Source organism: Rhodopirellula sp. UBA1907 (assembly GCF_002337565.1).
Taxonomy (GTDB): Bacteria; Planctomycetota; Planctomycetia; order Pirellulales; family Pirellulaceae; genus Rhodopirellula; species Rhodopirellula europaea.
In genome coordinates, this window is the sequence record NZ_DDGH01000065.1 from 1 (window position 1) to 11758 (window position 11758).

Genomic DNA, 11758 nt, shown 5'->3' on the forward strand with positions numbered 1-11758 from the left:
TCGGTGGCGCTATCGCTTACCGACGGCTACCATCTGACATCCCTACCGGGATGGAAACTTGCGCAAACGAATACGCCCTACAACAGAAAACATTTCGCGGTCCAGGTTAACACCCAAATGGCTCACGAGATTAAACCCAATCATTCCTGCTTAGCAGCAGACGCTCATCGAGCAAGTTCAATTGGCCGCAGACTGCTTTGTCTTTGTCGACCTCGAGCGGTTCAGGGGTTGGAGCTGGACCATCGAACAAGAATTGCATTCGCAGATCAGCGGCATGAGCGGAAGCACAACACCACGTGACCAAGCAGGCAATCGAAAGGGTGAGCGTTTTCATGGGTGAGCCTTGCACTCGTAGCGGTAGCCGAGGCCATAAACGGTTTGGATGATGCGTGGGTGTTTGGGATCGCGTTCGATGCGTTTGCGGAGTTGACTGACGGTTTGATCGATTGTTCGGCTGTTGGGGACTCGGCCGGGACCCCAGCATTCTTGAAACAGCGTTTGGCGATGCACCACATCCCCGTCAGCGTCATGCAGCAAGATCAAGATTTGCAGTTCTCTTGCAGTGAGTTCAATGGTCGCATCGCCACGAGTGGCTCGCAGCTTTGATGGGGTGACTTGCAAGTCGTCCATGTTGAACGTGACATGCGTGGTCGGGTCTTTTACGCAGGGAGCTTGGCTGGGTTCCGGTTGGCAGCGCCTGAGGACGGCTTTGACTCGGGCGATGACTTCGTGCGATCCAAACGGTTTGCTGATGTAGTCGTCTGCTCCCAGTTCCAGCCCAACCACTTTGTCGATCTCGTCGCCCTTGGCGGTGATGAAAATTACCGGCGTCCGGTGGTCTTCGGCACGCAGAAGTCGACAAACGTCAAAACCGCTCTTCATCGGCATCATCACATCCAGACACACCAAATCGAACTTCTTTGCTTCGATCATTTTTGACGCGGAAAGGCCATCACCGACTGTTGCCACATCGTAGCCTTCCGCACCCAGCAATTCCTCCAGGGCAGCACGGGTGTGCCGGTCATCTTCGGCGATCAAAATCCGGGTCATGATGGTTCGGTTTGGGAAGACGAGACACGATTGGAAGTTGGGTTCACCGGTTGCAGAATGAAGCGAAAATGTGATCCCGACTCGGAAGGAATCCAGGTCAGTTCGCCACCGTGCCGACGGGCCGCGTTGCGGGCGATCGCCAGTCCCAGGCCTGTTCCCGCTGGTGCGGACAAGGAATCGTCAAGTCGTTCGAAGGGTTCGAAGATGCGTTTCGCTTCCGACTTGGTGATCCCTGGACCCTTGTCGATCACGTCGATGGTGATCAGGGTCGCTGTTTTGACGCTGGTCAGTGTGGCTCGCTTTCCAGAGGCCGCGTATTTTTCGACGTTGCTGAGCAGGTTCACCAGGACCAGTTCGATCACATCGGTGTCGATCGGGATTGCTTCGTTGGCGTTGAGTTTCAGATTCGTTTTGATCTCGAGACTCTCGAAAGCGGGAGCAAAACTTTCCACGACGCGGCGGATGATTTGATCGGGGGCTTCGATTGTCGGACGTAGTTTGCCTTTTCCCGAAACCATGTCGAGGACGCCTGTGACCAAACGAGAAAGACGCTGACTCTCCTCTTCGATCACATCCAAACGCTCCAGCAACCGCCCTCGTTGGTTGGGCTTATCTGATGATGACGTCGTTTCCGAGTCCAGATCGCGTTTGGCGAGTTCGGCGTACAGGCGAATGTTGGTCAACGGAGTTCGCAATTCGTGCGACACGTGGCTGGCGAAACTAACACGTTGTTGAGCCAAAGCCATTTGACGCCGGATCGTTGTCAGGACATATGCTCCCAGCAACAACAATGTGGTTGCGAGCGCTAACAAGGTTGCCAGCAATGGAACGGTTCCATCGGCTAGCCATCCCGGCGACGCGTCAGTGGACGGCGTGTAGATCAAACGCCATCCGTTCCATGGTGCTTCCATTCGAACGGTGGCAAGCGGTTGGATTGGGGCGATTGTTTCACTGGAGTCGCCCCAGCGGTACACCGTTCGGTCGGTGCTGTCTCGCAGTTCGTATCGCCCGCTCTCATCGGCGGAAGTGGCGGGCAAGGCTTCGACCAAGTCCGCCATCCAACGCCCTCGTTCCAGAACGATTCCGGTGGCGGTCTGGTCGGATCGCGGCAACCAGAGCACCAATTGCAGGCCGTCCTCGTGGAACCAACTTTGCCAGCGAGTGCTGGTGGTTGATGAGGTGCTTGCGAACGATGATTTTGACGTCCGGGAAGTTCGTGACTGCGGGAGGTTTTGCTTGATGGACGACAAGGATCCGGAATCACCTCGAGGAGCATTGGCTTCCTCGATTTCTCCAATCGGTCGACCGCGAGCGAGTTCACTCAGGGCGGCATACCACAACATTTCCGAGGTTTCGTCGACAACAGGTTTGCGAGGGTAGATCAAACGCCCATCGCGATCGACCAGCAAGACTGAACGAACGATTGGTGTTGAGCGGCGAAGTTCCGCCAGGCGATTCAGGTCACGCTTGGCCTCGCGAAGTTGGTCGCCCAGATCGGTTTCATATCGCTGGGCGATGGGACGTAAGTTGGAACTCAAGTCCCGAAGTCGCCCAGCGAAGAGTTGTTGCAATTGTTCACGTTGCTGCTGTTGTTGCCGCGCGAGCGTGGCGGTTCCAAACCAGCCGATCAAGATCAGCGGTGAAACGATGAGCAACAGCAATGCGAGAACGTGACGGAGAAGCAAAAGCGATCACTTGCCAGAGGCGGAGGACGGGGAAGGCGAGAGGCTGGGCACATCAACCGAATAGGGTTGTTGACTTTGTACTGCATTTTGCAACTGTCGCATGCTCTTGCGAGTTGAATTCCACTTGGAACGATCGACAATCGCTTCGGCTTGCATCTCGTTGCTTTCTTCTGCCAATTTCAGTTCGGGCAGCACACTGTTCACGCCTTTGGCTTCACACTCAAAGTAGAGCTTGTTGAGAGAGGCCGCATTTTGATTCAGCAACGATTGTGCTGCTTTGACTTGGCCCGCATCCCGCAGCGCGGTGGCTTCGCGATTGAGTTCGGTAGTGATTTGCAAACTGCAGTAGGCGTAAACCTCCATGTCTTTGGCCTCTTCGACGATCTTCTCTTCCTCGCTGAAGCGGACCTGAATGCTGCTGGTGAGCTTCTCTTTGGTTTCTGTTTGCAGATTGCGATACTGCACCGTGACTTCTGCCAAGTCTCGGGTGGAGTCTTCCGTGCCGGGTGATACTTCGGTTTCGACGATGAAGTAACGTTCTTGATTGGCATAAAGTTGGGCGAGCGGAATGCGAATCGTTTGGCCTTCGATGTCTCCTTCGCTGCCGATCATGCGAACGGGACGGACGGACTCATCCAGTTTGACCACGATTTCAAATTCGTTCGCAACGACGCTGAGCAAACCGTCGAACTCTTGGTTGAAGACCGCCACCAAACTGTCGGCGTCTTCGATGAAGGCGTGGTTGCCACCGCCCACTGATGCGAGCGCGACCATCAAGTCTTCGTTGTAACCTGAACCCAGTCCAAGCGTGCTAACGCTAATCGCTTCCTTCATCAGCGAACGTCCCAACCCTTCCAGTTCTTGTGGGCTTTTGGGACCCACGTTGGCCAAGCCGTCCGAAAGCAGGATGACTCGGTTGACTTGTTCGTCGGCCAAGAACTTACGAACTTCCGCGGCACCCTTGCTGACTCCGGCGAACAAGGCGGTGGAGCTGCCCGCTTGGATCCCGCGAATTTTTTGTTTGATCGATGCTCGGTCGGTGGCTTTGGTGGCGGGGACCAAGACGGTGACATTGCTGTCATACAGAACGACTGAAACGATGTCGTCATTGCTCAGCCGATCGATCGCGGCTTCGGCAGCTTCTTTGGCTCGCGCGAGTTTTTGTCCGCTCATTGATCCGCTGTGGTCGAGTACCAAGCAGACGTTGACGGGCGGTCGTTCTTCCATGGATTTCAGCTCAAAACCGGTCAGTGCGATGCGCAAATGGTTCGTTTGCTTTTCACCCGCTTTCATCACGGGGTGGACCAAGCGGACATCCAACTTGACTTGTTCGGCACTCGCTTGGTGAAGCGGTGAGACCGTCATGGCGGCAACAAGTAACATCAACAATGAGAAACGCATCGGAAGGCTCCTGGGACAAGAGTGGACTAGCGATCGAGCCGGACATGGCTCGGACGTCACTCATTGAACGAAAAGAGGTCGCCCAAAAGTTCGAATGGGTGTCAGCCAATTGTAAAAGAAATGTCATCCAATGAATTCTCGCTGTTTCGCCGGGGAAATCCCCTCCGATCGGACCGTCCGTCATCGCTTTTCTAATGATTTCTGATCTCGACGAAGAGACAGTTGAGGTGCGGTGGCGTGCTCCACCGGCGCGTGAATCAGGTAAACTGCAACCCATGAGCAACGCACCCGCTTCGTCGACGACCGATCCGACTCCCGCCGTCAGCACCCCGACCGATGCCAAGCGGCAAGCGTCCGGGCCGTTGCTGACTCCTGCCTTGTTGGGGCGACTCGAGCGGTTGGAGTTGGTTTCCCGAAAGATTTTTCGCGGGCGGATGAAAGGCGAGCGGCTCAGCCGTCGAAAAGGTCAAAGCGTCGAGTTCGCGGACTTTCGGAACTACGTCCCTGGCGACGACCTTCGGTTGATCGATTGGAATTTGTACGCCCGATTGGATCAGTTGTTTTTGAAACTGTTCCAAGAAGAAGAGGACCTGCACTTCCATGCCTTGATCGACACAAGCGCGTCGATGAACTTTGGAACGCCGAACAAGCTGCGTGTCGCCAAGCAACTCGCGGCCGCGCTCGGATACGTGGGGCTTTGTCATGGTGACCGTGTTTGTGTTCGAGCCATGGGTGCGGAAGGTCAGCATGCACCGGTGCTACGATCGCGTGGTTCGTTCTGGAAAATGTTGAACTACTTGGATGGTTTGTCGGGTGGCGAGAATGTTTCGCTGCACGATGGAGTCAAGGACTTTGTGATGCGAGGTGGCGGCAGCGGCGTGGTCGTGCTGATCACCGACATGATGGACAAAGCCGGTTACGAATCAGCACTGCGGATGTTGATCGGTCGGCAAATGGATGTGTTTGTGTTGCAAGTGCTGTCACAAGAAGAAATTGATCCGCCGCTGCGAGGTGACCGACGGTTGATTGATGTCGAGGACGGCGATGCGGCCGAGATCACCGTCAATCAATTTGTGTTGGACAAGTACCAAGCCAACCTCAAGGCATTCCTCAATCAAATTCGGCAGTACTGTGCCAAGCGATCGATTGTGCATGTGATGGTTCCAACCGACACGCCGATTGAAACGGTGATCACGAAGTACCTGCGAACTCGTGGGGTCGTGCGATGAACGGTGGTGGAATGAGTTGGATTCCGGCTTTGTCGGGAGTGTTGCCGTGGGTGGTGTTGGCGTGCGTGCCAGTGGGCATCGTACTGCTTTACTTTTTGAAGCTGCGACGTGAGCCGGTTGAAGTGCCGAGCACGTATTTGTGGTCTCGAACGATCGAGGATCTGCACGTCAATAGTTTGCTGCAACGGCTTCGCAACAGCCTGTTGTTGTTGCTGCAATTGTTGGCGGTGCTGTTGGCGGCGCTTGCCTTGTTCCGGCCAGGCATGCGAGGCGAAGCGAATTCGCTGGGCCGGATGGTGTTCCTGCTGGATACGTCCGCCAGCATGCAAGCACCGGCGGAAGACGCCGATGGGGCAGGGGGGAGCGGTCGCAGTCGGTTTGAAGAAGCTCGCCGGCAAATCGGCGATCGCATTGACACGATGACGGATTCTGAGTCGGCGATGCTGGTGACATTCAGCGATCGAGCCGAAGTGATGCAGGCGTTCACGTCGGATCGCAATCGTCTGCGTGATGCACTGGATCGGTGTGAAGTCACGAATCGACCAACGGATATTCTGGGAGCACTGCGAGCGGCGGACGGATTGGCCAACCCGCGTCGGACCAGCGAAATTGGCGACGTCAACGATGTGCAAGTCGCTGACGCGATGCCCGCGGAACTGATGCTGTATAGCGATGGCAACTTTGGCGATGTGACGCAGTTCAGTTTGGGCAACTTGCAACCAACCTATGTTGCGATTGGATCCGATGCGGTCCGCAACTTGGCGATCGTTTCATTCTCGGCTCAGCGTGATTTGCAGAACCCCGATCAGATCCAGGTTTTCGCGACCGTGCTGAACACGGGCACGTCGGATGAGTCCACGGAAGCGTCTTTGTACATCGATCAAAACTTGGTGGATGCGGCGTCGGTGGATTTGGAACCGGAGGCTCAAACCGGATTGTCGTTCACGATTGAATCTTCCGATGCGGTTGCGTTGCGGTTGCAGCTTGACAGCGAAGACGATTTGAGGATCGACAACGAAGCTTTCGCGGCGTTGACTCCCGCGGGGCTGGTTTCGGTGTTGGTTGTTACTCCAGGCAACCGAGCGCTCGAGCTGGGTTTGACAACGCCGAAGTGCCAGCAGATTGCGGCTTGCGAATTTGTGACGCCTGACTACATGGAAACCGAGGCGTATGAAAAACGAGTGGCATCGGGACGCGACGATTTGATAGTTTACGATCGATGCCGACCCAAGGATTCTCCTCCGACCAACACGTTCACCATGGGGGAATTACCCAGCGACGATTGGAAGTGGAAAACCGAGTCGGGCGCGTTGACGTTGATTGACATCGACCGAACGCATCCGGTGCTTCGGTATTTGGAGCTGTATTCGTTGCTGGTGTTTTCCGGCCGAGCCGTGGAAGGACCATCGGGATCACTGACCTTGGTGGAATCGGACGTCGGTCCGGTGATGGCGATTGCTTCTCGCGATGGATACCAGGATTTGGTGCTGGGGTTCCCGCTTGTCAGCGAAGACGAATCGGGTGACATGCAGGCCAACACCAATTGGTACGCTGAACGGTCTTGGCCGGTGTTCTTGTTCAATGTCTTGAGGAACCTGGCTGGGGCGGCTCAGTCGTCAGGGGCACCGAGTTATCAACCAGGGCAAACCGTGATGGCTCGCCTCGAAAACGTTCTGGAATCGGTCGAGGTCTTGCGAACGGTTGAGCAAGGCAGAAAAGAATCCTTGGGCGAGCAACCCGTCGGTGCGGGCGGGGTGGTCGAAATCGTTTCGACGTCTCTGCCTGGTAATTATCAACTGATCGCCGCCGAAACCGACCAAGTGGTTGATCGGTTTGCGGTCAATTTGTTCGATGCTCGTGAAAGTCGATTGGCATCGCAGCCGACCGTTGAGCTGGGGTACGAATCAGTGGAGGCAACCGATGCGGGAATCGAGGTGCGTCGCGAATTTTGGCGACCGCTATTGATCGCCGTGTTGGTGTTGATGGCATTGGAGTGGTGGTTCTACACACGGCGGTTGGCGTAGGATTGACGGACCCCGATGATTTCATTGGTCGTTTGTTTCCACGCACATTGTTGTTAGATGCCGAGTTCGCCCAGCCGCCGTCGTTTCGAAGCCTATCGTCAAGCGGTTCGTGATCGTCATCGCCGAGGGAATCAGGACACTGAAAAGGATCTGGCCAGCGGCCGCGGCGGCCATCATCACGGTGGTGGTCCGGGTGGAAAGAAGATCGGGGCTCGCGAGCGATCGTTTCGCGAATTGTTCCTTGCATTTTGGAAGCTGATTGCCGGACAAAGGGGGGCCATTCTGACGGCTCTGGCGTTGTTGACGGTCAGCATTGGGTTGCGATTGATCCCGCCGTTGGGAACCAAGTTGGCAATCGATTCGGTGCTGACTCGTCCACCCAAACCCCTGCCGGATTGGGTGAACGCGATCCCAAATTTGAGCCAGATTTTGGGCGACCCGATGTCGTCGCCAATGAGGGTTCTGATCGCGATTGGATTGTTGGTGACCGTCCTGACCGCCATCGGAACCGCGGTGAATTTGGTGGGCCGTTGGATCGCAACCAAAGCGGTCAACAAAACGCAAGTGTCCATCCGAGCGACCGTGTTCGATCACGCCGTTCATTTGCCGCTGCACCACGTGCATTCCATGAAGAGCGGCGGAGTGGCCAGTCTGATCCGAGAGGATGCAGGTGGCGTCGCGGATCTGATCTTCAGCATGCTTTACAACCCCTGGCGGGCGATCGTTCAGTTCATTGGCAGTCTGGTCATCCTGATGCTGGTGGATTGGAAGCTGATGCTGGGTGGGATGTTTTTGTTGCCGACCGTTTGGTTGACGCACCGCACCTACATCAACCGCATTCGTCCTCTGTTTCGAGATGTGCGCAAGCAACGGCAGAAGATCGACAGCGGCGCGACAGAAACCTTTGGCGGTATTCGCGTCGTGCGAACGTTTTCGCGATCTCGCAGCGAGTCGAGTCGCTACGTGCGGGAAGGTGACTTTCTGGTTCGACAACAGTTGTTCACTTGGTGGTGGATGCGGATCATCGAGACGATCTGGGAAGTGTTGATTCCACTCGCTTCTACAGGCTTGCTGCTCTATGGCGGCTATCAAATCATCGAAGGCAATCTGACGCTCGGTGATCTGATGATGTTCTTGGTCTACCTGACAATGTTGTTGGATCCGCTGGCGACGATCGCGGGCAGTGCGGTCGCGTTCCAGAACAATCTGGCTGGATTGGATCGCGTGCTTGACGTGTTGGATGTGGAAGAGGAGTTGCCCAGTCGCGAGGGTGCGATCTCGTTGCCTTCGAAACAGCGAGTGGGGGACCTGTCCATTCAGAACGTGACATTCCGCTATCCAGGAACCGAGACGCCGGTGCTGAAAGAGGTGAGCTTCGATGTCGCTTCGGGACAAACGGTTGCTTTGGTGGGACGCAGCGGAGCGGGCAAGACGACGCTGACCAACTTGATCGCTCGGTTTTACGACCCCGCTGAAGGAGCGATTTGTTTCAACGGTCGGGATCTGCGGGACATTCAGTTGTCCAGCTATCGATCGCTGCTTGGGATTGTGGAGCAGGACGTGTTTTTGTTCGACGGTTCTATTCACGAGAACATTGCCTACGCACGGCGGCGGGCGTCTCGTGAAGATGTGATTTCGGCAGCAAACGCGGCTGCCGCGGATGAGTTCATTCGCAAGTTCCCCGAGGGATACGACACCGTGATTGGAGAACGCGGCGTCAAGTTGTCAGGCGGTCAGCGCCAGCGTTTGGCCATCGCACGAGCGATCCTGGCCGACCCTCAAATCCTGATCTTGGATGAAGCGACCAGCAACTTGGATAGTGAAAGCGAGCGTCTGATCCAGGACAGTTTGAGTGAGTTGCTGCAGGACCGAACCGCGTTCGTGATCGCTCACCGATTGAGCACGATCATGAACGCTGACAAAATCGTGGTTCTGGAAGACGGGGAAGTGCTCGAGATAGGCACCCACGACGAATTGGTCGCACGGGGTGGCCGTTATCGGGACATGGTGATGCTGCAAATGGATCAAGGCATGCAAACCAGTCGGTGAGACAGGACTCGCGTGATCGCTTATCATTCGCGGTTAGCGTCCTGGCTTGCAATCAGCGATGCGTTCCACGTGTCGCGAGGGTTTTGATAGCAGATGACGAATTCGACCTCACAACCGCTTTTTGGTCGAACGATCAATCTCCTGCGTGACTTCGCGGTGACACGCAGTTCCGCATTGGCATGGTGCATCCTTGCCATTTCGCTGACCGTGACAGCCATCGCTTGGTTTTTGTCGAGCCAGTACATTCGCGATCGAGCGTCGGACCGCTTTCTGTTTCGCGTGAGTGAAATGGAAGTCTCGATCGAGCAACGGATGTTGGAATACGAACAGGTGCTTCGCGGCGGCGTTGGATTGATGGAAGCGTCCAACAACGTCTCACGAGCCGAATGGCGGACCTACTTTGAGAACTCTCGTTTCCAGGAGTACTACCCTGGGATTCAAGGAGTTGGATTCAGTCGGGTTGTAAAGGCGGATGAAAAAGATGCCTTTGTCGAATCCGTTCGCGCCGAGGGTTTTCCCGAGTTTGATATCCGGCCCGCAGGTGAACGCGATGTCTACACAGCGATCGTTTATCTCGAACCGTTCGATTGGCGGAATCAGCGGGCCTTCGGATTCGATATGTACTCCGAGGCGACTCGGCGAGCGGCAATGGACGCGGCGGTCGCATCAGGCGAACCCACCATTTCAGGCGTTGTCAAATTGGTGCAGGAAACCGAGGACGATGTCCAACAAGGTTTCCTGCTGTACTTGCCGGTCTTTGAAAACGGCGAAACGGTTGATGGAAAAGATCAACGATTGGCATCGATTGTTGGCTTTGTGTACGCGCCCTTTCGAACTCGAGATTTGATGGTCGGGATTCGGAAATCGAATCTGCCGGACATCGATTTTAAAATCTACGATGGTGAGAGCGAGTCGACTGCCAACTTGCTCTACAGCAGTCACCTCCCAATGTTGAGGCCGGCCAGCGAGGGCGATGCGGATTTTGTGCTGACGAAACAGCTCCATCTTCGCGGACGCGATTGGACAATCCACTTTGAATCCCAGCCCGATTTTATCAGTGGTGGCGAATCGGCGATTAGCTTGGCAGTCGCGTTCATCGGGCTGCTGGTGGATGTGTTGCTGTTTTTGGTGATTGGATCGATCGGGCGTCAACAGCGGCAAGCGGAACGAATTGCCGAACAAATGACCAGCGAGTTTCGCAAAGCCCAGAAACAGTTCCAAGCCGTCTGCGACACCGCTCATGATCCGATCGTGTTGTTGGATCAATCACGACAGGTGGTCTATGGGAATCCGTCGACGATGGATGCCTTCGGGTTCTCTGAAGACGAGTTGGTTGGCACCTCAGCGAGTCGTCTGTTTGAAAGGTCACTTCGAACCGACGAGTCCGCTTCGTCATCGATCACGGACGACGAACTGCTTTGCATTCGGAAAGACGGGGCGACCTTTCCTGCGCGAATTTCGATCTCTTATTGGCATGATGGCGAACAACAACTTGCGGCGATCATCGTCCGTGATGTAACCGAGCAGCGGCGCGTTGATGCGTTGATACGACAGCAAATCGCCGAGTTGAGCCGAAGCAATCGGGATCTGGATGCGTTTGCCTATGTCGCTTCGCATGACTTGCGGTCCCCGCTGCGAAACATCAAACATCTGGCCGATTGGGTGATGGAGGACACCGGTGATGAGCTGCCCGTCGAGAGTGCGGAACACCTGAAAACGTTGAAGCAATGCATCGACCGGATGGAGCAATTGCTGGATGATCTGCTTCAGTATTCTCGCGCCGGGCGAGTTCATGATCGATTGACGCAGGTCAACACAAATGAGCTGGTAAGAAGGATCTTCGGGATGCTGGCAAAGCCAGATGCCATGCAAGTTTGCATCGATGGGGAACTGCCCACGTTATTGACTCTGAAAGCACCACTGGAAACGTGTCTGCGGAACTTGATCAACAACGCGATCAAACACCATGACCGCGCAGACGGGAGAGTATGCGTTTCGGCGGTTGACCACGGCGAGTTAGTTCAGTTCATTGTCGAAGACGACGGACCGGGAATCGCGTCGCGTTTTCAGAAGAAGGTGTTCGAAATTTTTCGTACCGTTGCTCCCAATGCGGACTGGAAAAACTCGAGTGGCATGGGATTGTCGATCATCAAAAAGACCGTCGAAACCTACGGCGGAAAGATCGAGTTGCAATCTGAATTGGGGCAGGGCACAAGGTTCATCCTGCATTGGCCAAAAGAGATCGTGATGCCACTCGAAAGCGTCGAGCCACCTGTGTCAGCCGAGTCTGAAGGCTAGGCAACGCACGATCAATTAGTGT

At 55.4% G+C, this 11758-nt stretch carries 8 protein-coding genes; 4 read left to right on the forward strand and 4 right to left on the reverse strand.

What is annotated here, in order from left to right; all coding sequences use genetic code 11:
* Positions 1 to 130 precede the first annotated feature (130 nt).
* Genes B2R17_RS14280 through B2R17_RS14295 form a run of 4 tightly spaced genes read right to left on the reverse strand, consistent with a single transcriptional unit; the run spans position 131 to position 4136 of the window.
* Positions 131 to 334: a hypothetical protein gene (locus B2R17_RS14280; protein WP_286764511.1), complete on the reverse strand. Its 204-nt coding sequence runs from the start codon at positions 332 to 334 to the stop codon at positions 131 to 133.
* On the reverse strand, positions 331 to 1050 hold the full coding sequence (locus B2R17_RS14285) for a response regulator transcription factor (protein WP_286764512.1): 720 nt from the start codon (positions 1048 to 1050) through the stop codon (positions 331 to 333). The genes B2R17_RS14280 and B2R17_RS14285 overlap by 4 nt, the downstream gene beginning before the upstream one ends.
* Complete coding sequence (locus B2R17_RS14290) at positions 1047 to 2735, reverse strand: sensor histidine kinase (protein WP_286764513.1); 1689 nt, start codon at positions 2733 to 2735, stop codon at positions 1047 to 1049. The genes B2R17_RS14285 and B2R17_RS14290 overlap by 4 nt, the downstream gene beginning before the upstream one ends.
* Positions 2736 to 2741: 6 nt before the next feature.
* On the reverse strand, positions 2742 to 4136 hold the full coding sequence (locus B2R17_RS14295) for a vWA domain-containing protein (protein ID WP_286764514.1): 1395 nt from the start codon (positions 4134 to 4136) through the stop codon (positions 2742 to 2744).
* A gap of 194 nt (positions 4137 to 4330) precedes the next feature.
* On the opposite strand from B2R17_RS14295, the gene B2R17_RS14300 reads away from it, so the two are divergent.
* From B2R17_RS14300 to B2R17_RS14315, 4 genes are all read left to right on the forward strand, one after another.
* Positions 4331 to 5365, forward strand: coding sequence for a DUF58 domain-containing protein (locus B2R17_RS14300; protein ID WP_008662302.1), 1035 nt, complete (start codon positions 4331 to 4333; stop codon positions 5363 to 5365).
* Positions 5362 to 7389: a BatA and WFA domain-containing protein gene (locus tag B2R17_RS14305; protein ID WP_339888820.1), complete on the forward strand. Its 2028-nt coding sequence runs from the start codon at positions 5362 to 5364 to the stop codon at positions 7387 to 7389. Before B2R17_RS14300 ends, B2R17_RS14305 begins: the two co-directional genes overlap by 4 nt.
* A 57-nt stretch (positions 7390 to 7446) precedes the next feature.
* Positions 7447 to 9438, forward strand: coding sequence for an ABC transporter ATP-binding protein (locus B2R17_RS14310; protein WP_286764516.1), 1992 nt, complete (start codon positions 7447 to 7449; stop codon positions 9436 to 9438).
* A 93-nt stretch (positions 9439 to 9531) separates the two neighbouring features.
* The gene (locus tag B2R17_RS14315) at positions 9532 to 11736 is read left to right on the forward strand and encodes a CHASE domain-containing sensor histidine kinase (RefSeq protein ID WP_286764517.1); all 2205 of its coding nucleotides are present in this window, start codon (positions 9532 to 9534) and stop codon (positions 11734 to 11736) included.
* Positions 11737 to 11758: the final 22 nt, after the last annotated feature.